Below are 23,227 nucleotides of genomic sequence, written 5' to 3' on the forward strand. Positions count from 1 at the left end.
AGAACCTCAGTTCGTTCAGGAAGAGGCGGGACGCATCCTGCCCAATTCTTCCAGACCTGCGGTTCTGGATCCCGGGCTCTCGCCTGCGGCGAGCCCCGGGATGACCCTGTGGGGTGGAACCGTTGCGGGTTCACGACTGTGTCCCGCCGGAGATGTCCTCAGTAATACCCGCTCCCCGTCCGGCTCTCCTGCGCCGCGAAGCGCTTGGCCGTGAAGGCGCCGACCAGGTCGGGCTCCAGGCCCCCCTCCGCCACCATCCGGGCGATCTCGAAGGCGTGGTTGGCGGCGAGCGTCACGCCGGAATGGCAGCAGGTGACGAAGGCGCCCGGATGGGTCTGCGACTGGTCGTAGATCGGAAAACCGTCCCGCGGCATCACCCGGATGCCGGACCAGGTCCGCACCACGTTGAGCCGCGCCAGATGCGGGAAGGTGCGCTGGGCCCGGTCGGCCATCACGGCGTTGATGCCCTGGCGCATCGAGCGGTCGTCGAGGATGTCCTCCTTGCTGTCGCCGATCATCACCGTGCCCTCGTCGGTCTGGCGCAGGGTCGCCAGCGTGTGGGGCAGGAACGGCGCGGTGCGCTCGGTGACGAGGATCTGGCCCCGGGTCGGCCCCATCGGGGCCGAGAGGCCGACCATCGGGGCGAGGTCCTGGTTGGCGTTGCCGGCGGCGAGCACGACCTTGGCGGCGCGCACCTCGCCGGCCGGCGTCGCCAGCCGGAACTCCCCGCCCTCGCGGTCGATGCGTGAGACCGGCCGCTCGGGCAGGTAATCGACGCCGAAGGCCTTCATGCCGGCATGCAGCGCCCGGTAGGTGCGCAGCGAATTCACGTGGCCGTCGAGGGGGCAGAAGCTGCCGCCGGAGACCTCCGGCCCGAGGCCCGGCAGGGCCCGCCCGGCTTCAGCCGCCGATACCATCTCCATCCGGTAGCCGTCGGCGCCGAGCTGGTTGTGCATCCGGGCGACGAGGTCGGCGCGGCGGCCGTACTCGGCCTCGCCCAGCGTGAGATGGAAGCCGCCATTCTGCTGCAGGCACACGTCGAGACCGGTCTGCTCGCGGAGCGCCGCGGCGAGGTTGGCCCAGCTCTTCGCCCCGCGCACGGTCCAGTCGGTATAGGCCGGCATGCCGAGCCCCTTGCTCTGCACCCAGACGAGGGCGAAGTTCGCCCGCGAGGCGCGCTTGGCGACATCGCCCTCGTCGAGGACGGCCACCCTCTGCCCGAGCCGGCCGAGGCCCCAGGCGATGGCCGAGCCGAGCAGGCCGCCGCCGATCACGGCGACGTCGTAATCCCTGGACATGGTGAACTCCTGTACGCAGCCCGCTCAGTGGGTCCCTTTGCCCGCGAGCACGCGGTCGAGGCCGTAGAGGCGATCGAGGACGACGAGGAACGCCATGGTCACGGCGATGACGCAGGCCGAGACCGAGGTGACGAGCGGGTCGATGTTGTCCTGGATGTAGAGGAACATGCGCACCGGCAGCGTCTCGGTGCCGGGCGCGGCGAGGAAGACCGTCATGGTCAGGTCGTCGAAGGACTGGATGAAGGCGAGCGCCCAGCCGCTCACGACGCCCGGCAGGATCAGCGGCAGGGTCACACGGCGAAACAGCGTGAACCCGCCGGCTCCGAGCGAGACCGCCGCCCGCTCGAGCGCCGGATCGAGCCCGGCCGCCGCGGCGAGCGTCAGCCGGAAGGCGAAGGGAAACACCACGACGATGTGGGCGGCGAGCAGCGCCAGGAAGGTGCCGCCGAGATTCAGCGCCGTGAAGAAGCGCAGGAAGGCGACGCCGAGCACCACGTGCGGGATCATCAGGGGCGACAGGAACAAGGCCTGGAGCGCGCCCCGTCCCGGGACCGGGTAGCGGGTGAGCGCGAGTGCGGCCGGCACCGCAACCAGCACCGCGACGAGGGACGACAGCGCGCCGAGCCCGAGGCTGACCCAGAAGGCGTGGATGAATTCGGGGTAGTCGGCGATCGCCCTGAACCAGCGCAGCGAGAATCCGTTCGTCGGCAGCGAGAGGAAGCCCTCCGGCGTGAAGGCGACGAGGCAGACGACGACGATCGGCGCCAGCATGAAGGTGACGAACAGGCCGTGGAAGGCGAGCGCCAGGGGGCCGTTGCGGCTCATGCGGACACCTCGGCGTAGCGGCGTTCGACCAGCGCGTTGGCGCCGACGACGATCAGGATCAGGCCGAGCAGCAGCAGCACCGCCACCGCGGCGCCGAGCGGCCAGTTCAGGGTGTTGAGGAACTCGTCATAGGCCAGCGTCGCCGCGACCTTGAGCCGGCGCCCGCCGATGATCGCCGGCGTCGCGAAGGCGCTGGCCGAGAGCGAGAACACGATGATGGCGCCCGACAGCACGCCCGGCATGATCTGCGGCAGGACGATGCGGCGGATGATGGTGATGGGACCCGCGCCGAGGGACATCGCGGCGTGCTCCACCTGCGGGTCGAGGCGCTGGAGCGCGGCCCAGACCGACAGCACCATGAACGGCATCATCACGTGGACGAGGGCGATCACCACCCCGGTCTCGGTGAACAGGAAGGGGAGGGGGGACGCAATCACCCCGAGCGACATCAGCAGCTTGTTGGCGAGCCCGTTGGAGCCGCCGAACAGGAGCGCCCAGCCGAGCGTGCGCGCCACCACCGAGATGAGCAGCGGCCCGAGGATCAGGAGCAGGAAGATCCCGCGCCAGCGCCCGCTCATCCGGTTGAGGATGTAGGCCTCCGGCGCGCCGAGCAGCGCTGTGACCAGCGTGGTGAGGAGCGCGATGCGCAGCGTGCGCGCGAACATCTCGGCGTAGTACGGATCGGTCGCGATCTCCTGCCAGTTCTTCAGGATCAGGACCGGTTCGATGCCCTTGTACTGGCCCCAATCGTGGAACGAGAGCAGCACCGTCATCGCCAGCGGCACCAGCACGACACCGGTGAACAGCATCAGGGCCGGCAGGATCAGCCAGAGCGGCGCGCGGCTGGCGCGGGGCTCAGGCACCGTCGCCGGGGCGGCGGCCGGGAGAGAGGTGGTCGCGGCGGCGCTCACGCGGCGGCTCCGGTGCTCACGCTCATGTCCTCGGGGCGCCAGGCGAGGCGCACCGCCTCGCCCTCGCCGGGCTGAGCGAGACCGTCGTTGGGGCGCACCACGATCGCCGGGCCGCATTCGGTCTCGCACTGGAACAGCCAGTGATTGCCCTGGAAGATGCGGGCGACGACCCGGGCCGGCAGGCCTTCATCCGAGAATCCGATCCGCTCGGGGCGCACGCTGACCGTCACCGGGCCGCGCACGCCCACCGGAGCCGGCGCGCTCCAGCCGCCGGCGACGATCCGGGCGGGGGCGGCCCCCTCGACCTTCGCGGCAAAGTCGTTGGTCTTGCCGAGGAACTGCGCGACGAAGGCGGAGCTAGGGCGCTCGTAGGTGTCCTGCGGCGTGCCGATCTGCTCGATGCGGCCCTTGCTCATCACCACGATCCGGTCGGAGAGGGACAGCGCCTCGCCCTGGTCGTGGGTGACGAGGATGGTGGTGGTGCCGAGGTTGCGCTGGATTTGGCGCAGCTCGATCTGCATCTCCTCGCGCAGCTTGGCATCGAGATTCGACAGCGGCTCGTCGAGGAGCAGCACGCTCGGGCGGATGACGAGGGCGCGGGCGAGCGCCACACGCTGCTGCTGGCCGCCGGACATCCGGCGCGGATGGCGGTCCTCGTACCCGGCGAGTCCCACCATCGCGAGGGCGGCGCGGACCCGCTCGGTGCGCTCGGAGCGCGACACCCGCTGCATCTCAAGCCCGAAGGCGACGTTCTCGGCCGCCGTCATGTGCGGGAACAGCGCGTAGCTCTGGAAGACGATGCCCAGCCCACGCTTCGACGGGTGGACGCTCGTCAGGTCGCGCCCCTCGAGCCGGATCGTGCCGCGGGAGGGCTGGAGGAAGCCGGCGATCATCTGCAGCGTCGTGGTCTTGCCGCAGCCCGAGGGGCCGAGGAACGAGATGAACTCGCCCGGCGCCACCGCGAGGGAAAAGTCCTCGACCGCGACATGGGGCCCGAAGGCCTTGGCGACGTGATCGAGTTCGAGGAGCGGGGCGGAGCGGGGGAGTGGGGTCATGCGAAGGGTCCGGGGCTGTCCGGGAGAAGAAGAAGCGCAGGTCCCCCCTCTCCCGTGTGGGAGAGGGGCCGGGGGTGAGGGTGCTACGCTTCCGAGCAAAACTCAGACCTTCGAGCTGCCAGCACCACGCTCAGCGATTTATGCTGAAGCGTGTCACCCTCACCCCTACCCCTCTCCCACACGGGAGAGGGGATCCCGCGATTTACTTGAAAATACTTTCGAGCATGGAAACCCGAGAGAACGAGTGAATACCCCTCACCGCTCCACCTCCCGGTTCCACCGTTTCGTCCACTCCTCGCGCTTCTCGTTCACCACGCTCCAGTCCGGGGTGTAGAGGGCGGCGGCCCGCGCGCCGACAGGGGCCATCTTGATCATCTCCGGCGGCACCTCGACCGATTTCAGGACCGGGCCGTAGCCGTATTCCTTCAGCATCGTGAGCTGGACCTTGGGATCGAGCAAAGCCTTGATGAAGGCGCCGGCGAGGGGCGAGGCCTTCGGCTTCGCCACCGGGCAGGCGGCGGTGAGGAGCGCCACCGCGCCCTCCTTCGGATAGACGAAATCGACCGGGAAGCCGGTATTGGCCAGCCCCTGCACCCGGCCGGTGCCCCACACCGCGATCACCGCCTGGCCGGACTGGAACAGCTCGGTCATCTTGCCGGGCGACGGCTCGTAGGCGAGCACGTTCGGGTTGATCTCGGACTTGAAGATCTTGAACGCGGAATCGACGTTCTTCTCGCTGCCGCCGTTCATCTTCGCCAGCATCACCAGGACGTTGAGCCCGTAGGTGTTGTTGATCGGCGGGATGACGAGGGACTGGCGGTACTTGGGATCCTTGAGGTCGTTCCAGGAGGTCGGCGGCGCCCAGCCCTTCTCCGCGAAGACCTTGGTGTTGTACATCAGGCCCGTCGCGACGAGGCCGGTCGCCACCGCCCGGTCGTCCTTGAAGCGGGCGAGATCGTAGAGGTCGGCCGGCAGGTCCCCGACCTTATCGCAGAATCCGAGCTGGATCGCCTGGTACATCGGGCCGTCATCGACGATGGCGACGTCGATCTGCTGGTTGCCCTTCTGCGCCTGGAGCTTGGCGAGCGTGTCGGTGGAGTTGCCGGCGACGTACTCGACCTTGACGTTGTTGGCCTTCTCGAAGGCCGGAATCACCTCGGTGCGGATCGTCTTCTCGAACGAGCCGCCATAGCCGGCGACGTAGAGCGTCGTCTGCTGCGCCCGGGCAGGGGCGAGGGAGGTCGCCAGGGCCGTGAGGCCGAGGGCGGTCAGGAGGCCGAGCTGCTTCACCAAGAACCTGTCTCCTCTCGCGGACGCGATGCGGCGCTGCACAAGAATCTACCATGGCGCGCCGATAGGCAAAAAGGTGCAGGGACCGTCGGGAATCGTCCAATGCGAAATGGCGCGCTCTTCATGTCGAAATGTTATGGTTCGCAACGGCGAGGGAGGCACGTTTGGCACGAATCAACCTGCGGCAGGTCGAGGCCTTCCGCGCCACGATGCTGACCGGCAGCGTCACCGAGGCCGCCACCCTGATGGGGGTGACGCAGCCGGCGGTGAGCCGGCTCCTGCGCGACCTCCAGGCCGTCCTCAACATGCCGCTGTTCGAGAAGCGCGGCACCGGCCTGGTTCCGACGGCGGCCGCGACCGCGCTCTATACGGAGGTCGAGCGCTCCTTCGTCGGGCTGGAGCGGATCGGCGCGGCGGCGGAAGAAATCCGCTCCCGGCGCACCGGGTTCCTGCGGGTCGCGGCCCTGCCGGCGCTCGCCAACGGCTACCTGCCGCGGCTCGCCGGGCACTTCCTCAAGGACCGGCCGAACCTGAACCTGTCGCTGTTCGGGGTCATCTCGCCGATCGTGGTCGACTGGGTGACGAACAACCAGTGCGATGTCGGCTTCGCCGAGGTGCCGATCGCCCATGAGGGCGTGCCGAGCCGGCGCCTGCCGGCGGTGGCGCGGGTGGCGGTGCTGCCGGAGGGCCATCGCCTGGCGGAGAAGGCCGTGCTCGGGCCGCGCGACTTCGAGGGCGAGACCTTCGTGTCGCTCACCGCCGGCTCGACCGGGCGCCACCTCGTCGACCAGGCCTTCCACCGCGACGGCGTGCGCCGGAACCTGCGCATCGAGACGGCCCTGTCGGAGATCCTGTGCGGGCTGGTCTCGTCGGGCATCGGGGTGTCGATCTCCGATCCGTTCACCGCCCGGGAATTCGAGGGCCGCGGCGTGGTGGTGCGCCCCTTCCTGCCGCGGATCGAGTTCGAGTGCGCCGCGGTGTTCCCGCCCCAGCGCAGCCCGTCCCCCGTCGCGCTCGACCTCGTCGAGGCGGTGCGACAGTCGATGACGGCGCCGCCCTATGCGGGGTAATGGAAGACGTCCGAAGAAAAGAAGTAGGGCGCCGCCCACACTGGCTTTCGCATTCACACATCCCGGCTTGAGTGCCTTATCCTCTCGGATTCTCCTCGATTTGCAAAAAGAGAAGCGTGAGGGAATGTTCCATCCTGCCCGCGACTTCATCCTGAGAGCCTGTTTGAGCAGGATTCCTACCCAATATTCGAGGCAGACGGGATCATCCTACCCGCTAACCTCATCCTGAGGTGCGAACGAAGTGAGCCTCGAAGGAGGGCTCCAGGAATCGCAGAGACTTCTGGAGCCCTCCTTCGAGGTCAGTCGATCTGCGATCGACTAACACCTCAGGATGAGGTGGAATGGTAGGATATCTCCTGATTTTTCTCGATTTTTGTCAAACCACGCTGCTCAAACAGGCTCTGAGGTGCGGGCGATCGAAGATCGCTGAGCCTCGAAGGAGGGCTCCAGGGATCGCAGAGGCTTCTGGAGCCCTCCTTCGAGGTCAGTCGATCTGCGATCGCGTGCGATCTCTGATCGCCAACACCTCAGGATGAGGTTGCGTGTGGGACAGAGAGCCTGAGTCGATCGACCAGACTCTTACAGGTAGCGCGTTTCTCGTCCTTACGAGCTTGATCTTCGAAGGGCTTTTCGCCGGAGAGCGCAGATCGGCCCCCCGGTCACGACGACGTCAGTGATGGCGCTGCGGGCCGGGGCTCGCGTCGGACGCCGTCCAGGGAGCGTCCGCGCGGCCGTAATGCCGGCGCTTCTCCGCGTACATCCGCGCATCCGCCCGGGCGATGGCGGCCCGGAGCGGCCCGTCGCCGGTCCAGGTCTCGGCGCCGAGGGCGGCGCTCAGCGGGGCGGGAATCACGCCGTCCGGCCCGGCGAGGCCGTCATGAGCCTCGACATGGGCCTCGATCGCCGCCCGGAGCCGCCGCACCAGCGCCGCGACCTCCTCCGGCCCGGTCCGGGGGAGCAGGATCACGAACTCGTCGCCGCCGATCCGGGCGGTCCCGGCCGGGTGCGGGGCGTGGCGCAGCAGGAGGGCGGCGAAGGTGCGGATCAGGGCGTCGCCGGCCTCGTGGCCGAGACGGTCGTTGGTGGCCTTGAGCCCGTTGAGGTCCGCCACGATCACCGAGACGGGCGCGACGGCGCCGGCCTCGAACCGGTCGAGATCCGCCTCGTAGGCCGCCCGGTTGAGGAGGCCGGTCAGGGGATCGGTGAGGCCCAGGGATTCGAGGCGGGCCTCCTCGCGCCGGCGCTCGTCCTCGCGCTCGGTGATGTCCTCGATCGAGATCAGGTAGTTGGCCCAGCTGACCTCGGAGCCCGGCAGCAGCTGGCCGGCATAGCTCACGTCGATCACCCGCCCGCCGACGGTGCGGTTGCGGGTGACGAGCCGCGCCTGGGTCGCGCCGCCCCAGAGCTGGCACAGGACCTCGACGAAGGCCGCCGCCTGCGGATCGTTGAACAGCACCGGAATCTGGGCGAACAGCTCGGCCTCGTCCCGCGCCTCGTAGGTCACGAGGGTCCGGCGGTTGACCCGGACGATCCGGATCAGCGTCTGGCAGGTCAGCAGGTGCCCGGGATCGCGCAGCCAGTCGCGCAGGTCCGTCATGCCCTCGGCCGCCCATCCGTCGAGGCAGGTCTTCAGCGCACTGAGATCCTGCAGCCACAGCGAGGTCGGCGCGAGATCGAACAATTGCAGGGCGAGGTCGCCAGCCAGCGGCGCGGTCGGGATCATCGAAACGGGATGCGTGAGCGGTCGGTCGAGCCTGAAGGCGGCCCGACCTGATATCGCATCGCGCGCCTGATGGAAGATTGAGCCGTTAGGCCTACATCGAACGGCCGGGATAACCCGGGCTTCAGCCTGCCGCGAAACGGTCGAGGGCGAAGGGCCGGAGGTCGATCCGGCTCCGCCCCTCGGTCATCACCTCGGCGGCGGCAGCGCCGATGCCGGCCGAGTGCTTGAAGCCGTGGCCGGAGCAGGCCGACACCACCAGGACCCGCGACCGGTCCGGGTGCCGGTCGATGATGAAGCCCCGGTCGGGGGTGACGGTGTAGAGGCAGGCGGCGGCCCGCACGACCCGGGGGCTCGCCCCGGCGAGGCGCCCGGCGATGTGGCGCCGGTACATCTCGGCCGATTCCCCGGGGTGGACCGCCCGATCGACGGCGTCGGCGGTCGTCTCGTCCGCGTATTGCTCGGTCGCGACCTTGACGCTGGCCTCGCCGGCTTGCGGCGGGAAGCCGTAGAAGTAATCGGTATCCGTCGTGCCGTGCATCCAGATGTAGACCGGCGCGTCGGGTCCGTAGGCGCCGGTCTCGTCGAGGGCGTACCAGTGCAGGGTCTGGCGCTTCACGCCGAGCAGGCGGTCGAACGGCGTGCCGAGGAGCGGCGCGGTCCAGGCACCCGCCGACACCACCGCTTGCCCGGCGAGGAAGGACCCGGCCGAGGTCTCGACGCGCACGCCGTCGCCGTCCTGGACGATCGACCGGACCTCGATTCCGGTGCGGATCGCGGCGCCGAGCTCAGCGGCCCGTTTGAGCTGCGCGCCGATGCAGGCTTCGGGCCGGACATAGCCGCCGCCGGGCTCGTAATAGGCGATCTCGCCGCCGTCGAGGCCGAGGAATTGCGGGAAGCGGCGCGCCACCTCGCGCCCGTCCAGCACCTCGTGCGGGATGTCGAAGTCGCAGGCCGCCGCGATGGAGTTGCGCACGAAGTCCGGCTTGCCGTGATGCGAGTTGGTGCCGCGGCCCGGCGCCATCACCAGGGCGCCGCAGGCGACGAGCAGGCTGTCCCCGGTCTCGGCCTCCAGCTCGCGCCAGATCCGGTGCGACTCGAGGACGAACGGCACGTAGTCGCGCCCCTCGCCGATCGCCTGCCGGGTGATGCGGGTCTCGCCGTGGCTCGATCCCATCGTGTGCGGAGGCGCGAACCGGTCGAGGCCGATCACCGACGCGCCCCGCTTCGCCAGCTGGTAGAGCGCCGCGCTGCCCATGGCCCCGAGGCCGATCACCAGGAAATCCGCCCGCTCGCTCATCCTCGCCGCCATGCCCCTCGCTTCGTGTCCCGCAGGCTGCCCTGCGGGCGACCGCGCGGCAAGGCGTCCGCCCGCAGGGCAGGCTCGCTCCGGCCGCCTCAGACGCCGAGCGGGCCGGTATAGCGCTCGAGCGCGTGCCAGGCCTCGGCGCCGAAGCGGCTCTTCCACTCGGCGTAGTAGCCCGCCCGCTCCAGGGCGGCCCGGAACGGCGCACGGTCCGGGCTGGTGACCACGAGGCCCTTGGCGCGCAGCCGCGCCTCTCCTTGCGTGTTCATCTGGACGAAGGCCTGCCGCTGGCGCTCGACCGCGGCGTCGAAGTGGCGGCCGATCAGGGTGCGGGCCTCGTCCGGCAGGGCGTCCCAGGTCCGGCCATGGGCGAGGATCCACAGCCCGTCCCAGGAATGGCCGGTCCGCGCGAGATACTTCTGGACCTCGTAGACCCGCGTCGCCTCGATCTGCGGCAGCGAGTTCTCCATCCCGTCGGCCACCCGGGTCTGCAGGGCGGCGTAGGTCTCGGCGAGGTTGATGGTGGTCGGCGCGGCGCCGAGCGCCCGGAACAGCGAGGTCAGGAGCGGGCTCGGCGGCACCCTTATCTTGAGGCCCTGGAGATCGCCCACCGCCTCGACCGGCCGCGCGCCGGTGACCACGTCGCGAAACCCGTTGTCGACGACCCGGAAGGCCCTGAGCCCGAACTTCGACAAGGCCCCCCGGATGCGCTCGCTCAGCGGCCCGCCGTCGAGGGCGGCCCAGAGCGGCACGTAATCCGGGAAGGCGTAGGCCAGGCCCGGGATCCCGGCCAGCGGCGCCAGGGTCTGGAGCGAGCTCGCCGAGGTCAGGGTGAAGGCGATGGCGCCCGAGCGCAGCTGCGACTGCATGCTGAGCTCGCTGCCGAGCTGGCTGTCGGGATAGAGGGTGATGGCGATCCGGCCGTCGCTCTCGGCCCGGATCGCGTCGAGCGCCTCGACGAGGCAGGTGGTGGCCGGATGCGCCTGCGGCATCGGCGAGCCCATGCTCAGCCGCAGCGTGTCGCCCCTTGCCCGGCGAAGGGGGAGGGGGCTCAGGAGCAGGCCCGCGCCCACACCCCGCACGATCGTCCTGCGCGTCGGCATCCCGTCCCCCCCGTCGCCGGTATCCGCCCGGCCTCGTCGCGACGGTACGCGGAGGGGCTTAGTTCTTACAACGGGCGGAGGGTTAGTCCGCCTGCGCCGTGGGGCGGCCCGAGGCCACGCCTCGCTCCCGCGGCCGCCGCGACCAGTTTTCCGCATTCACCGCCCCTCGCGGCACCTCGCCCGCCAGGATGGCCCGGACCTGCGCCACCGTGTCGAAGGCCTGCGCCTCGACCGCCGGCGGCGTGAGGCCGCCGACATGCGGGGTGGCGACGACGTTCGGCAGCCGGGCGAGGTCGGGCGAGGGCATCTGGTCGGGGGCGCGGCCGACATCGAGGGCGGCGCCGGCGATCCGGCCCTCCCGCAGCGCCGCCGCGAGCGCCGCTTCGTCGACGAGGTTGCCGCGGGACAGGTTGATGAACACCGCGTCGCGCCGCATCCGCCCGAGGGCCGCCGCGTCGATCAGGTTCTCGGTCGCAGCATTGGCGACCGCCAGGCAGACGACGAAATCCGCTTCCGCCATCAGCGTCTCGAGCCCGACCTGCCGGACTCGCCCCGCCGGGACCGCGACGTGGGGATCGGCGACCAGCACCTCCATGCCGAGAGGGCCGGCGAGCGCCGCGAGATGCCGCCCGATCGCCCCGTAGCCGATGATGCCGAGCCGGCTGCCCGAGAGCTGGCGCCCCATCCGCACCTCCGGCGCCCGGCCGGCCCGGTAGTCCAGCACCGCCCGCGAGATGCCGCGCGACGCATCGATCATGAAGCCGAGCGCCAGTTCGGTCACCGATTCGACGAAGCCCGGAGCGGCCTGCGTCACCAGCACGCCGGCCCGGCTCGCCGCCTCCACGTCGATGGTGCGGATGTCGACCGCGCAGCGCAGGAACGCCCGCAGCTGCGGCAGGCGGTCGAAGATCGCGGCGGGGCCGGCGGTGGCCCGGTCGGCGATCACGAGATCGACGCCGTGGGCGGCCGCCACGAGGGCGGCGGCATCGAGCGGGTCGTCCCCCTCGTGCAGGACGACCTCGGCGAGGTCGCGCAGGGCGGCGAGCGCGCGGGGCCCGTAATATGGCCCGCGGCTGCGCGGCGTGTGCGTCAGGAGCACTTTCATCGTCGGTTCCCTTCGTCGCCGGATAGCGGGTCCGAGGAAACGGGCCCGCAGGCAGGGTCTTGCGTGCGTCACGCATCATCGGCTTCTTGACGAAGATTCTGCCCGCCGGGATGGCTCCAGTGAATCCTCGTTCCCTGTCTCTGGCCGAGCGCCTTGAGGCCAACGCGATCCTCGACCGCCTCGTCGCCGAGGAACCGACCTTCCCGGACGAGGAGGCGCGCCGCCTGATCGCGCTCCTTCCCGCGCGGGCACCCCGCCGCTTCACCCTGAATCTCGGCCTGCACCGCCCGGGCTCGACATCCCGCGGCCATGCCGCCGGGCACGGCGACGTGGAACTGGAGGAGCCGGGCGAGACCACGACCTGGTCGAGCGATTCCCGGCCCATCCTCCGGATCGGCGGCTACGAGGTCACCCATGTCCCCGGCACGATCGAGATCGCCCTGATCTGGTCGGAGACCCGGCTCGACCGGTCCGGCCAGTCCTGCACCCTGGTCTACGACATCGTCACGGGCACGCCGCAGGAGATGCGGATCGCCCGGCAGGCGCCGATCGGGTTCTTCGGACTTCAGTTCGCGACCGTGCGGTTCGTGCCCTGGAAGACGCCGCGGGCGGCTGGGCCGTGAAGAGCCCTTCGAGCGGGCCGACCGGAGTGAAACCCTCGACGTCTCCGTCAGATTGATCGGCGCAACCGCTCGAACAGGCTCGCGGGGTCCGGTGCGCCCATGGACCGCCCCGTCGTGGGTGGTCGGTCGGTCCTCCGTTTGCTTTGGGCCGACCTGCGACAGGGCGCACCGCGAAAACGACACGAAGGCGCAGACCGGCAAGATGGTGTCGCTTTTTCACAAGTCTCACTTTTGATCTGAATCAAAGTGCATGTCGGGTCTCAGAATCTGGAATTCTGACGATGAAATGCCAGTCGAATACTGTCATTCTTCGACATCTTATCGTGCGATTTCAAATATTATTCAAATTTGGATACGTCTCAAGACAAGCCGCAAACCATAACACAAATCCGAAAAAACCCTCGCCCCGCGAAGGAGGAGACCGCATGCTGTCGACACATGTCGAGCCCGAACAGTCGTGGCAGGCGTCGGATTGCGTCGTCACCGAGCCATCCACGATCAAGCGGGCGATCACGGCGGCGTCGGTCGGGAACATCACCGAATGGTATGATTTCGGCGTCTACGCCTATTTCGAGCCGACGATCCAAAAAGTCTTCTTCTCGAACCTGTCGCACACGATGGGCCAGATCGCGACCTTCGGGCTGTTCGCGGTCTCGTTCCTGATCCGGCCGGTCGGCGGCCTGTTCTTCGGCTTCCTGGCCGACCGCATCGGCCGCAACCGGGTGCTCGCCGCCACGATGATCCTGATGGCGGTCGGGACCTGCGCGATCGGCTGCATCCCGAGCCAGGAGAGCATCGGCATCCTGGCGCCGCTGCTGCTGCTCTGCGCCCGCCTCGTCCAGGGCTTCTCCACCGGCGGCGAGTACGGCAACGCGATGACCTTCATCGCCGAATACGCCCCCGACCGCCGCCGCGGCTTCCTCGGCAGCTGGCTCGAATTCGGCACCTTCACCGGGTACCTGCTCGGGGCGATCGTGGTGACGGCGGCCCATGGCGCGCTCTCCGAGGAGCAGCTGCTCTCCTGGGGCTGGCGCATCCCGTTCTTCCTCGCCCTGCCGCTCGGCCTCGTCGGCGTCTACCTGCGGACCCGGCTCGCCGAGACGCCCGCCTTCGCGGCCCTCGAACAGGAGGCCGACGAGCGCGAGAAGGCGCAGCGCGTCGGCCAGACGATGAAGGATCTGCTCGGCCTGTGGCCCTACCTCCTCGTCTGCATGGGCCTGGCGCTGGCCTGGAACGTGCCGAACTACATGCTGACCTCCTACATGCCGACCTACGTCACCCAGACCCTGCCGATGATGCAGCAGGCCGGCGGGATGTCGGCGACGGCCTCGGAGGTCCTTCAGATCGTCGTGATGGTGATCGCGCTCCTGTCGATCCCGCTGATCGGCGCGCTGTCCGACCGCTTCGGCCGCAAGCCCTTCGTGCTCGCCGGGTCGGTCGGCCTCGTGGTGCTCGCCTACCCGATGATCCTGCTGATCCGCAGCCAGAGCGAGGTCCACGCCTTCCTCGGGCTCCTGATCATGGGCCTCCTGCTGATCTGCTTCAGCGCCACGATGCCCTCGACGCTCCCGGCCCTGTTTCCGACGCGGCTGCGCGCCAGCGGCCTGTCGGTGGCCTTCAACGTCTCGGTCTCGCTGTTTGCCGGGACGACCTCGGTGGTCGTCGGCTCCCTGGTGGCGCTGACCGGCGACCTGAACTGGCCGGCCTATTACCTGGCCCTCGCGGGCCTCGTCGGCACGGTGTCGATCCTGGCGATCCGCGAGCCCGGCGGCGCGACGATGTGGGGCTCGCCGCCGGCGGCAGAGAGCCCGGAGGAGGCCCACGACCTGATCGCGTCCCTCCCCGCCGCGGCGCCGGAATCGGGAGGGGTGGCGGCGGTCGCGCCCGGGGGCGGCCGGGTGGCTTGAGCGACCCGACGGGCATCCCCCCGCCGCGTCACGGCCGTAGCCCGCAGAGGGGGAAAGGTTCGCGCGCCCCGCCTTTTTTCGGAATCCGCCCCGGCGATCACCCCTCCCGCCGCATGAAGTCGAAGTCGCAGCCTTCGTCGGCCTGGGTGACGGTGTCGTGGAACAGGCGGGCATAGCCGCGGGCCGCCCAGTCGGGGCGCGCCGGGGCGTCGAGGGCGGCGGCCCGGGCCGCCAGCTCGGCCTCGTCCAACAGGAGGTCGATGCGCCGGCCCTCGACGTCGAGCCGGATGCGGTCGCCGGTGCGAACCAGGGCGAGGGGCCCGCCCACCGCCGACTCGGGCGTGACGTGCAGCACGATGGTGCCGAAGGCGGTGCCGCTCATCCGGGCATCGGAGATCCGCACCATGTCCTTGACGCCGGCCCGCGCCAGCTTCTTCGGGATCGGCAGGTAGCCGGCCTCCGGCATGCCCGGCGCCCCCTTCGGCCCGGCATTGCGCAGGACCAGCACGTCGTCCGCCGCCACGTCGAGGTCGGGATCGTCGATCCGCGCCGCCATGTCGGGGATCGAGTCGAACACCACCGCCCGCCCCTCGTGCTGGAGCAGGCGCGGCGTCGCCGCCGAATGCTTGATGAGCGCGCCGCGGGGCGCGAGGTTGCCGGTGAGCACCGCCATGGCGCCGACCGGCTTGATCGGCTGCTTGGGCGAGCGGATCACGGTCTGGCCCGGCACGTCCTCGGCATCGGCCACCACCTCGCGCAGGGTCCGGCCTGTGATGGTCGGAGCATCGAGATCGATCAGGTCGCCGAGTTCGGCGAGCAGCTTCGGCACGCCGCCGGCATGGTGGAAATGCTCCATGTAATGGTCGCCCGAGGGCTTGAGGTCGACGAGCACCGGCACCTCCCGGCCGATCGCGTCGAGGCTCGCGAGGTCGAGGTCGATGCCCGCCCGGTTCGCCATGGCGGTGAGGTGGATCACCCCGTTGGTCGAGCCGCCGATCGCCTGCATGACCACCTGCGCGTTGCGGATCGAGGCCTTGGTCATGATCTGGCTCGGGCGCGGGCCGCCGGTCTTCGCCATCGCGGCGGCAACGGCGCCGCTCGCCTCGGCGAGGCGGATCCGCTCGGCGTGAGGGGCCGGAATCGTGCCGGCCATGGGGAGCGCCAGCCCCATCGCCTCGATCATGCAGGCCATGGTCGAGGCGGTGCCCATCACCATGCAGGTGCCGACGGACGGTGCGAGGCGCCCGTTGACGACCTCGATCTCCTGCTCGTCGATCTCGCCGGCCCGGTGCGCCCCCCAGAGGCGGCGGCAATCGGTGCAGGCGCCGAGCACCTCGCCGCGGTGATGACCGACCACCATCGGCCCGACCGGGATCACCACGGTCGGGAGGTCGACGGAGGCCGCCGCCATCACCTGCGCCGGCAGGGTCTTGTCGCAGCCGCCGATCACGATCACCGCGTCCATCGGCTGGGCCCGGATCATCTCCTCGGTGTCCATCGCCATCAGGTTGCGCAGGTACATCGAGGTCGGGTGGGCGAAGCTCTCGTGGATCGAGATCGTCGGGAACACCATCGGCATCGCACCGGCCAGCATCACCCCGCGCTTGGCCGCCTCAATCAGCTGCGCGGCGTTGCCGTGGCAGGGATTGTAGTCGGAGGCGGTGTTGGTGATGCCGACGATCGGCCGGTCGAGGGCGTCGTCGGAATAGCCCGCCGCCTTGATGAAGGCCTTGCGCAGGAACAGCGAGAAGCCCGCATCCCCGTAGCTGGTCAGTCCCTTGCGCAGCCCCTTGGCCATGGTCGTCTCCCTCCCGGTCTACTCGTTGCGGTCGGTTCTACGGCCGGGGGGAGGCGTGTCAACGAAGCCTCCCGCGATGGACCTCTCCCCGTCCCGCCGCCGGCCCCTTGCCCCGGCGGGGCCGGGCGCCCTACCGTGCGTCCGCGCGCGGGAAGGATGGCGGGACCGGTGCCGGATTGCGGAACGCGACACCTCTCGGATTCGCGGGGCCGGCTCGGTCGGACCCTGCGCTGCAGCGTGCCGATCCTGGCTCTGATCCTGGCCATGCCCGCGCTCGCCCAGACGGTCGAGGACGGCTCGGATGCGGCGATCGGCCCGGCCAATACCCAGCGCGTCCTCGCCCTGATCCGGCAGGACCTGCACAGCCCGGACGCCAAGGTCACGGTCCTGCGGCGGAGCGGAGCCTCGCATGTCTGCGGGTCCGTGAACGTCAAGAATCGCGACGGCCTCTATACGGGCGAGCGCGGCTTCCTGGTCGATCTCGCCGCCGGCACCTTCGGCCGCGTCCCGGATGGCCCCGAACTCCTCGATCCGCGCTCGCCGGGCTTCGCCGAGAAGGAGGCGATTCGCCAGAACTATTTCCGGCTGTGCCTGGACGAATGATACCGGCGGTCGTTGAGAACGACCTTTCGCATCACTCGGCGCAGTTCTGCGAGAACAGCCGCTTCGCCCGTTCCATCGCGGCGTAATCCGCGACGCTCGCCGGATTGCGCAGTTCCGGGCCCTCGGGCAGCCGGCCGACGAAGCGCGAGGCAGGCTCGAACACGAAGGGACGGGCCCCCGTATAGGTGCCCATGCGGTTGCGCAGCTCGACGGCACCGCAGATCGCCCCGTCCCGCCCCTGGCGCAGGGCCGTCACCCTGGCATCCGGGCTGCGCAGGGTCTCGCGGACGAGGACGAGGAGACGCGCCGTGCTCTCCGGGCCGATCGCGGCGTCCGACCCGTCGACCACGCTCTGGGTGCGGGCCGGCCCGTTCGCCGCCGCGACGAGGAGCGCACCGGCGAAGGCCGGCCGGAGGAGGGAGGAGATCCGCATGGTCATGCGCTCTGGCGGCAGCGGCCGCCGAGATTCTTGTCGCGGATGCTGCGCAACCCGGCCTCGAACCAGACCGTCCCGGTCCGTCCGGGCTCGTAGCCATAGAGATTGATCTGCGTGTCGTCCTCCGGCGACCGGATCACCGCCGGGCTGTCGGACCCGTCGAAGGTCCAGACCGGCGACGGCCCCTCCGCCCCGCCGAACTCCGTCTGCGAGCCGTCCCGCTCGCGCCGGAACACCAGCGCGAAGGTGGGCGAGGGCCGCGGGGTCCCGACCTCGAAATGGAAGCCGACCAGCGGCGACGGATCGGCAACGCCGGTGAACTCGCAGAACAGGCTCGCCCCCGATTCCCGCGGTGCGGCCGGGATCGCCGCCGCAGTCGAAGCCGGGTGCTCGGTCCCGGACCATCGCGACTGGGTGATCAGCGCACCGGCGAGCGCGGCGACGAGGGTGAACGACGCGAGCGGGCCACGCCTCATTTCAGGCCTCTCCGATCTCTGGACCCTCGGATTGTCCGCATCCCCTCCGCCGGAGGAGGCTCCGATCGTGCCGACCCTAATCGTCCCGGCCGGCCTGCAACGCCACGCAGGTGCGGACCATGTCGCTCAGCGTCAGCGCCTTGGTATCGCCGATGTTGGCGGTCTCCTCCAGGCAGCGCATGAAGTAATCGCGGGTGAGTTCGGGCGAAAGCGAAACCATCGCCTTGCCCATCCGGGTCGCGAAATCGATCTTGTCGGTCGCCGAGGCCCGCGGCCAGGTGGAGGCGAGGTCGTCCACACTCAAGCGTGCCCAGGCCGGGCTGCACATCGCGGCAGAAATCGATAATAATACAATCATAAAGCGGCGCATGATCGTCGATCTCCCTGTGGTTCAGAGCTAGCGAACGTCCGATGCGCTGTCGAGCGGCCAAGATGGACGATCCCGCCCCCGGGCCGTGGCGGAGCCCCGGTTCCGGAACGGGCGGCGCGCCTCCCCTCGCCACCCCGGTTGACCCCGGTGAAACCCACCGCCCCCAAGACCAGCCCGCCGATTCGAGGCTATTGCCGACAATTCTCCCGAATCCCGCATGGAACTCTTCACGAATCGACCGGTGCAGCGGCGCCGGGAGGCCAGATCACGCGATAGGAGGATTCGCGGCGGGCCCGCGCCCGATTCGTCTGTGAATCGAATTTAACATCCACCGCCGAATCTCGACTCCGCGTTGCGGCGCAGGCCCGACTCGTGACACGACTCGTAACGTTACGAGTCGTGGAGCCGAGAGCGATGGCCGATACCCCGTCTCAGCGCGTCAAGAAGCTCCGCGAGGCCCGCAAGGCCTCCGGGGAGACGGAGACGAATGTCTGGGTGCCGGCGCAGGTGCAGCAGGCGATCGACGCAGCGGTGCGTGAGGGCAAGTTCCCGAACCGGCGCCTCGCGATCATCCACGCGCTCCAGCAGGTTTTCGTGGGACAACAGATGTAGACGCAGCAAAGCAAAAAAGCGCCGAGGTGGGGACCTCGGCGCTTTTTGGGATCTCATAACGGGGGCTGGGGAAGCCGCCGCTTGAAGACCGGATTGGCATCCTCCTTCTAGCGGTTCCCGACCTTCTCGTCAATGACGCCCTCTCGGGCGAACGGTCCCGCTTTGCCTCCGTCCAAGGAGGTGTGGAGTGGAGATGGTTCAGACCGGGGGCCGGCCGCTGACGCGCGCCGCCCTCGCAGGGAAGAGACGCGCCCTCGATGACGGGCGTACGGTCACGCGCAAGGAATTGTCGGCATCGGCCCGCGAGGCGGCAAAGGCCCTCGGCCTGCGTCCGTCGCTGCGGCTGGTCCTGTCCGAGCTCGTCGCCACCTGGGGCGAGCAGGAGTGGTCGCGCCTGATCGTGTGGCCGTCGAACGAGTACCTGGTGTCGCGCACCGGGCTGTCGGAGCGTGCGGTGCGCTACGCGCTGCGCGACCTCGTCGGCCTGGAGATCATCGCGCCGAAGGATTCCGCCAACGGCAAGCGCTACGCGATCCGGTCGCGCGACGGAACGATCCTCGACGCCTTCGGCTTCGACCTGACCCCGCTCTATGCGCGCCGGGGCGACTGGGCGCTGGCGATCCAGGCGCGGGCCGAGGCGCGGGAGCGCCGCCGCCGGGCCTTCGACCTCGTGACGATGCACCGCCGCGCCGTGGCGGAAGCCATGCAGGCCTTCGCGACCCGCTATCCCGACGCCACCGTGACCGACCTCGCGGAGGCGCAAGCGAGTCTCGACGCGACCACGCCCGACCGGCGCGGCGCCGGCGATCCGGAACTGGTGCTGGAGGCCTGGGGAGAACTGCGCCGGATGGTCGAGGATCGCTTCTACGCAGCCGGCTGTGACGGCAACACGTGCCCCCACGTAGAAACAGAGAAAGGATCTCCTACCGAGGCTTGGAGCAAGGACTCGTCGGGGAAGGCGGATGCGCCCCGCCGGATCGAGCTGCCGATGGCGGGTGTGTCACCGGCCCTGGTCGTCGAGGCCTGCCCGGTGGTGCGGGATCTCGTGAGCGGCGACATCCGGGACGAGCACCAGATCCTCGATGCCGGCCGGACGCTCAGGGCGACGATCGGCGCCCACCCCAGCGCCTGGGCCGAGGCCTGCGCGGCGATGGGACCGTACGAGGCGGCGGTCCTGGTGCTGGTGGTGGCGCAGCTGCACGACGAGGATGTCGGGTCGGGCCGGAACCGGATTCGCAATCCGGGCGGCTATTTCCGGCGCCTCGTCCGCCTGGCGGGTGAGGGTCGCTACCAGCTGGGAACCGAGCTGCTCGCCATGCGCCGCCGGCGGATGACGTAACGGGGGTATCCGTCGGTCACGGAAAATCCGTCCGTCTCACGTCAGCCGAAGTCAAAGAGCCTGTTTGGGTAATCCATGCAGATGTCATACTCACCACGTCATTCCGAGGGCGCGAAAGCGGAGCCCGGAATCCAGACGCTCAGTTGGTCAAGAACGAAGCGGGACGCTGGCCGCTTTTCCGGAATCGTTGGCGGCTCTGGATTCCGGGCTCCGCTTTCGCGGCCCCGGAATGACGAGGAGGGTGTCAAAACTGTCGATCGGGGCAATCGGGCTCTCAATCCGGACTCCGCTGTCCATCGAGCGCCAGTTCCTCGCGCAAGTACGGCGCGGTGCGGCTCTCCGGCGTCGCGGCGACCGCTTCCGGGCGGCCTGCAGCCACGACCATGCCGCCCAGCGTGCCGGCGCCGGGGCCCATGTCGATGACGTGGTCGGCGGCGGCCACCACGCGCATGTCGTGCTCGACCATCACCACGGTGTTGCCCGCATCGACCAGGCCGTCGAGCTGGAGCAGCAGGCGGTCCACGTCGGTCGGGTGCAGACCGGTCGTCGGCTCGTCGAGGACGTAGAGCGTGCCGCCGCGCTGGCCGCGCTGCAATTCGGTGGCGAGCTTGATCCGCTGGGCCTCGCCGCCGGAGAGTTCGGTCGCGGGCTGGCCCAGCCGCAGGTAGCCGAGGCCGAGATCGCGCAGGAGGGCGAGCGGCCGCAGCACCGAGGGCTCGTCGGCGAAGGCCGCGCAGGCGCGCTCGACCGTGAGCCCGAGCACGTCGGCGATGCTCAAACCGTTCCAGGCGACTTCCAGCGTCTCGGGCGCGTAGCGGGCGCCGTGGCAGGTCGGGCAGGGGGCGTAGACGCTGGGCATGAACAGCAGCTCGACGCTGACGAAGCCCTCGCCCTCGCAGACCGGGCAGCGGCCCTTGGCGACGTTGAAGGAGAAGCGGCCGGCATCGTAGCGGCGCCGCCGTGCCTCCGGGGTGGCGGCGAACAGCTTGCGGACGGCGTCGAACAGGCCGGTATAGGTCGCGAGATTCGAGCGCGGCGTGCGCCCGATCGGCTTCTGGTCGACCTTCACCAGGCGCCGGATCGCCTCGATGTCGCCCGCGATGCGCCCGCGCGTCGGCGCAGGCGCTTCGTCGAGCGGGTCCTCGGGCTCGTCGTCGGATGAGGCCGGGCGGCCGAGATGGTCGCCGACGAGGTCGAGCAGGGCCTGGCTGACGAGGCTCGACTTGCCGGAGCCCGAGATGCCGGTCACCGCCGTGAGGCTTCCGAGGGGGAAGGCGGCGGAGACCCCGCGCAGGTTGTTGCGGGTGATGTCTTCGAGGCGCAGCCACCCTTTCGCCTCGCGCCGGGGCCGGGCGGGCGGCGCGGCGAGGCCGAACAGGTGCAGGCGGGTGCGCGACTCCGCGACCTCGCGCAGGCCTTCCGGCGGGCCGCTGTAGAGAATCGTACCGCCATGCTCGCCCGCGGCGGGACCGACATCGACGAGCCAGTCGGCCCGGCGCATCGTCCCGATGTCGTGCTCGACGACGAAGAGCGAGTTGCCCGATTCCCGCAATCCGGCGAGCGCCTCGTGCATCGCGTCGCCGTCGGCGGGATGCAGGCCCGCGGTCGGCTCGTCGAGGACGTAGACCACGCCGAAGAGCTGCGAGCGCAGCTGGGTGGCGAGCCGCAGGCGCTGCAGCTCGCCCGAGGACAGGGTCGTGGTGACGCGGTCGAGGGAGAGGTAGCCGAGGCCGAGATCCGTGAGCGTGCCGATCCGGTCGACGAGGTCGGCGGCCAGGCGGCGGGCGGCGAGCCGCTTCTCGATCGAGAGATTCGGCGTCGCCCGCATGTCGGGCGCGGCCGCATGGGCCGAGCCGCCGGCGGCGACCCGCGCGGCCCGGTCCCGCCGGCCCGCCTCGCGGTCGAGGGTGTTCGGCGCGCTGTCGTCCTCGGGCCACTCGTCCTGGATGGCCGGCGCCAGGGCCTCGGCGAGGTCGGAGAGCGGCATCCGCGACAGGTCGCCGATGTCGAGGCCCGCGAAGGTGACGGACAGCGCCTCGGGCTTGAGGCGCTTGCCGTGGCAGGCGGCGCAATCCTCGCTCACGAGGTAGCTCGCGGCGCGCCGGCGCATGAGCGCGCTCTGCGAGTGGGTGAAGGCGTGCATCACGTGGCGGCGGGCGCTGGTGAAGGTGCCGGTGTAGCTCGGCTCCAGGCCGCGCCGGCGGGCCGCTCGCGTCTGCTCCGGGGTCAGCCCGGCATAGACCGGCTCCTGCGGCTGCTCGTCGGTGAACAGGATCCAGTCCCGCAGCGCCCGCGGCAGGTCCCGCCACGGCGTATCCACGTCGACGCCGCGGCTCACCAGGATGTCGCGCAGGTTCTGCCCGCCCCAGGCCTGCGGCCAGGCCGCGACGGCGCGCTCGCGGATGGTCAGCGACGGATCGGGCACCATCGAGGCCTCGGTGGCGCTGTAGACCCGGCCGAGCCCGCCGCAGGACGGGCAGGCGCCTTGCGGCGTGTTGGGGGAAAAGTCCTCCGCGAACAGCATCGGCTGGCCCGGCGGATAGGTGCCGGCGCGCGAATACATCATCCGCACCAGGCTCGACAGGGTGGTGACGCTGCCGACGGAGGACCGGGCGCTCGGCGTGCCGCGCTGCTGCTGGAGGGCGACCGCCGGGGGCAGGCCCTCGATGGCATCGACGTCCGGCACGCCGACCTGGTCGATCATCCGCCGGGCATAGGGCGCCACCGATTCGAAATAGCGGCGCTGCGCCTCCGCGTAGAGGGTGCCGAAGGCGAGCGACGACTTGCCGGAGCCGGATACGCCGGTGAACACCACGAGGGCGTCGCGCGGCATCTCCACGTTCACGTCGCGCAGGTTGTGCTCCCGCGCCCCCCGGACCGTGACGAAGCCGGCCCGCCCCGCTCCCGACCGGGCGATCCCCGCGCCGGTCCTGGTGATGTCGTCGGGCTTCGGCTGGTCCATGGGCTGCTGTCTCGCGGGATGCGTGTGTCGCGGCCGTCGGTCTAGGCAGGTTTCGCAAAAGTGGCTGCCGGTTTTGCGACTAAAATCTGCGACACAACAACAACCTGAGCGGAGGCAGGCCGCGATTGCCGGTGACGGCCAGGGGCAGTGTGGAGGTTTCCGCCCGCCCCGGGCAACCGTCCCGCACCGCCAGGAACGACGCTTGCGGGCCGGGCCGGCCGAGCGTCTTGGCCCGACCGTCTTGGCCCGACCGTCTTGGCCCGACCGTCTTGGCCCGAGCGCCTTGGCGCCGGGAGCCGCCGTGCGGATCCGGCAGCGGGTGGATGGCGCGACGGCGGCCGGCGCCCTCATCGCTCGCGACTCACGTCCTTCGAGCCCGGAGGCCGCGGGGGAGGGGACACCCGCGCCATCGTCTTCT

General features: G+C 70.1%; 20 protein-coding genes. 6 read left to right on the plus strand and 14 right to left on the minus strand.

What is annotated here, in order from left to right:
- Positions 1-158: 158 nt before the first annotated feature.
- From F1D61_RS24160 to F1D61_RS24180, 5 genes are all read right to left on the minus strand, one after another.
- Positions 159-1,298, minus strand: coding sequence for an NAD(P)/FAD-dependent oxidoreductase (locus tag F1D61_RS24160; protein ID WP_203154608.1), 1,140 nt, complete (start codon positions 1,296-1,298; stop codon positions 159-161).
- Positions 1,299-1,322: 24 nt separating this feature from the next.
- Positions 1,323-2,123 (minus strand): ABC transporter permease, encoded by an 801-nt coding sequence (locus tag F1D61_RS24165; protein WP_203154609.1) that lies wholly within the window; start codon positions 2,121-2,123, stop codon positions 1,323-1,325.
- Complete coding sequence (locus tag F1D61_RS24170) at positions 2,120-2,986, minus strand: ABC transporter permease (RefSeq protein ID WP_246776001.1); 867 nt, start codon at positions 2,984-2,986, stop codon at positions 2,120-2,122. Before F1D61_RS24170 ends, F1D61_RS24165 begins: the two co-directional genes overlap by 4 nt.
- Before the next feature lie 44 nt (positions 2,987-3,030).
- Positions 3,031-4,089: an ABC transporter ATP-binding protein gene (locus tag F1D61_RS24175; RefSeq protein ID WP_203154610.1), complete on the minus strand. Its 1,059-nt coding sequence runs from the start codon at positions 4,087-4,089 to the stop codon at positions 3,031-3,033.
- A 255-nt stretch (positions 4,090-4,344) separates the two neighbouring features.
- Positions 4,345-5,379 (minus strand): ABC transporter substrate-binding protein, encoded by a 1,035-nt coding sequence (locus tag F1D61_RS24180; protein WP_203159245.1) that lies wholly within the window; start codon positions 5,377-5,379, stop codon positions 4,345-4,347.
- Positions 5,380-5,543: 164 nt separating this feature from the next.
- Here F1D61_RS24180 and F1D61_RS24185 point away from each other — a divergent pair, with 164 nt between their 5' ends.
- On the plus strand, positions 5,544-6,449 hold the full coding sequence (locus tag F1D61_RS24185) for a LysR substrate-binding domain-containing protein (RefSeq protein WP_203154611.1): 906 nt from the start codon (positions 5,544-5,546) through the stop codon (positions 6,447-6,449).
- A 670-nt stretch (positions 6,450-7,119) separates the two neighbouring features.
- On the opposite strand, the gene F1D61_RS24190 is transcribed toward F1D61_RS24185, so the two are convergent.
- From F1D61_RS24190 to F1D61_RS24205, 4 genes are all read right to left on the minus strand, one after another.
- A complete protein-coding gene (locus tag F1D61_RS24190) occupies positions 7,120-8,172 on the minus strand; it encodes a GGDEF domain-containing protein (protein ID WP_203154612.1) in 1,053 nt (350 codons plus the stop codon).
- 121 nt (positions 8,173-8,293) lie between these two features.
- The gene (gene solA / locus F1D61_RS24195) at positions 8,294-9,469 is read right to left on the minus strand and encodes an N-methyl-L-tryptophan oxidase (protein WP_203159246.1); all 1,176 of its coding nucleotides are present in this window, start codon (positions 9,467-9,469) and stop codon (positions 8,294-8,296) included.
- Between the two features lie 98 nt (positions 9,470-9,567).
- Positions 9,568-10,578, minus strand: a complete 1,011-nt coding sequence (locus tag F1D61_RS24200; RefSeq protein ID WP_246775499.1) for a TRAP transporter substrate-binding protein — start codon at positions 10,576-10,578, stop codon at positions 9,568-9,570.
- An 82-nt stretch (positions 10,579-10,660) separates the two neighbouring features.
- Positions 10,661-11,683 carry a hydroxyacid dehydrogenase gene (locus F1D61_RS24205; protein WP_203154613.1) on the minus strand — a complete coding sequence of 341 codons (1,023 nt, stop codon included), beginning with the start codon at positions 11,681-11,683 and terminating at the stop codon, positions 10,661-10,663.
- Positions 11,684-11,802: 119 nt separating this feature from the next.
- Here F1D61_RS24205 and F1D61_RS24210 point away from each other — a divergent pair, with 119 nt between their 5' ends.
- Positions 11,803-12,306 (plus strand): hypothetical protein, encoded by a 504-nt coding sequence (locus tag F1D61_RS24210; RefSeq protein ID WP_203154614.1) that lies wholly within the window; start codon positions 11,803-11,805, stop codon positions 12,304-12,306.
- 425 nt (positions 12,307-12,731) lie between these two features.
- On the plus strand, positions 12,732-14,213 hold the full coding sequence (locus tag F1D61_RS24215) for an MFS transporter (RefSeq protein WP_203154615.1): 1,482 nt from the start codon (positions 12,732-12,734) through the stop codon (positions 14,211-14,213).
- Positions 14,214-14,310: 97 nt separating this feature from the next.
- On the opposite strand, the gene F1D61_RS24220 is transcribed toward F1D61_RS24215, so the two are convergent.
- Positions 14,311-16,011, minus strand: coding sequence for an IlvD/Edd family dehydratase (locus tag F1D61_RS24220; protein ID WP_203154616.1), 1,701 nt, complete (start codon positions 16,009-16,011; stop codon positions 14,311-14,313).
- A 237-nt stretch (positions 16,012-16,248) separates the two neighbouring features.
- Between F1D61_RS24220 and F1D61_RS24225 the strand changes: the two genes are divergently transcribed.
- Positions 16,249-16,614 (plus strand): hypothetical protein, encoded by a 366-nt coding sequence (locus F1D61_RS24225; RefSeq protein ID WP_246775500.1) that lies wholly within the window; start codon positions 16,249-16,251, stop codon positions 16,612-16,614.
- A 31-nt stretch (positions 16,615-16,645) separates the two neighbouring features.
- On the opposite strand, the gene F1D61_RS24230 is transcribed toward F1D61_RS24225, so the two are convergent.
- From F1D61_RS24230 to F1D61_RS24240, 3 genes are all read right to left on the minus strand, one after another.
- Entirely contained in the window at positions 16,646-17,047 is a 402-nt protein-coding gene (locus F1D61_RS24230) for a hypothetical protein (RefSeq protein ID WP_203154617.1), read from the minus strand.
- A gap of 2 nt (positions 17,048-17,049) precedes the next feature.
- A complete protein-coding gene (locus F1D61_RS24235; protein WP_203154618.1) occupies positions 17,050-17,526 on the minus strand; it encodes a hypothetical protein in 477 nt (158 codons plus the stop codon).
- Between the two features lie 76 nt (positions 17,527-17,602).
- Complete coding sequence (locus tag F1D61_RS24240; RefSeq protein ID WP_246775501.1) at positions 17,603-17,896, minus strand: hypothetical protein; 294 nt, start codon at positions 17,894-17,896, stop codon at positions 17,603-17,605.
- A gap of 414 nt (positions 17,897-18,310) precedes the next feature.
- Between F1D61_RS24240 and F1D61_RS24245 the strand changes: the two genes are divergently transcribed.
- Together F1D61_RS24245 and repC are read left to right on the plus strand one after the other, a co-directional pair.
- Entirely contained in the window at positions 18,311-18,508 is a 198-nt protein-coding gene (locus F1D61_RS24245) for a hypothetical protein (RefSeq protein ID WP_203154619.1), read from the plus strand.
- 193 nt (positions 18,509-18,701) lie between these two features.
- Positions 18,702-19,847 (plus strand): plasmid replication protein RepC, encoded by a 1,146-nt coding sequence (gene repC, locus F1D61_RS24250; protein WP_203159250.1) that lies wholly within the window; start codon positions 18,702-18,704, stop codon positions 19,845-19,847.
- 274 nt (positions 19,848-20,121) lie between these two features.
- On the opposite strand, the gene F1D61_RS24255 is transcribed toward repC, so the two are convergent.
- A complete protein-coding gene (locus tag F1D61_RS24255) occupies positions 20,122-22,809 on the minus strand; it encodes an excinuclease ABC subunit UvrA (protein ID WP_203154620.1) in 2,688 nt (895 codons plus the stop codon).
- Positions 22,810-23,227 lie beyond the last annotated feature (418 nt).

Source organism: Methylobacterium aquaticum, assembly GCF_016804325.1.
GTDB classification, from domain to species: Bacteria; Pseudomonadota; Alphaproteobacteria; order Rhizobiales; family Beijerinckiaceae; genus Methylobacterium; species Methylobacterium aquaticum_C.

Bases quoted from the DNA above. Each gene is read 5' to 3' on its own strand.
- repC (WP_203159250.1), top strand. From the start codon at position 18,702: ATGGTTCAGACCGGGGGCCGGCCGCTGACGCGCGCCGCCCTCGCAGGG.
- F1D61_RS24230 (WP_203154617.1), bottom strand. From the start codon at position 17,047: ATGCGGATCTCCTCCCTCCTCCGGCCGGCCTTCGCCGGTGCGCTCCTC.
- F1D61_RS24165 (WP_203154609.1), bottom strand. From the start codon at position 2,123: ATGAGCCGCAACGGCCCCCTGGCGCTCGCCTTCCACGGCCTGTTCGTC.
- F1D61_RS24215 (WP_203154615.1), top strand. From the start codon at position 12,732: ATGCTGTCGACACATGTCGAGCCCGAACAGTCGTGGCAGGCGTCGGAT.
- F1D61_RS24220 (WP_203154616.1), bottom strand. From the start codon at position 16,011: ATGGCCAAGGGGCTGCGCAAGGGACTGACCAGCTACGGGGATGCGGGC.
- F1D61_RS24245 (WP_203154619.1), top strand. From the start codon at position 18,311: ATGGCCGATACCCCGTCTCAGCGCGTCAAGAAGCTCCGCGAGGCCCGC.
- F1D61_RS24160 (WP_203154608.1), bottom strand. From the start codon at position 1,298: ATGTCCAGGGATTACGACGTCGCCGTGATCGGCGGCGGCCTGCTCGGC.
- F1D61_RS24235 (WP_203154618.1), bottom strand. From the start codon at position 17,526: ATGAGGCGTGGCCCGCTCGCGTCGTTCACCCTCGTCGCCGCGCTCGCC.
- F1D61_RS24205 (WP_203154613.1), bottom strand. From the start codon at position 11,683: ATGAAAGTGCTCCTGACGCACACGCCGCGCAGCCGCGGGCCATATTAC.
- F1D61_RS24190 (WP_203154612.1), bottom strand. From the start codon at position 8,172: ATGATCCCGACCGCGCCGCTGGCTGGCGACCTCGCCCTGCAATTGTTC.
- F1D61_RS24175 (WP_203154610.1), bottom strand. From the start codon at position 4,089: ATGACCCCACTCCCCCGCTCCGCCCCGCTCCTCGAACTCGATCACGTC.
- F1D61_RS24255 (WP_203154620.1), bottom strand. From the start codon at position 22,809: ATGGACCAGCCGAAGCCCGACGACATCACCAGGACCGGCGCGGGGATC.
- F1D61_RS24200 (WP_246775499.1), bottom strand. From the start codon at position 10,578: ATGCCGACGCGCAGGACGATCGTGCGGGGTGTGGGCGCGGGCCTGCTC.
- solA (WP_203159246.1), bottom strand. From the start codon at position 9,469: ATGAGCGAGCGGGCGGATTTCCTGGTGATCGGCCTCGGGGCCATGGGC.
- F1D61_RS24240 (WP_246775501.1), bottom strand. From the start codon at position 17,896: ATGCGCCGCTTTATGATTGTATTATTATCGATTTCTGCCGCGATGTGC.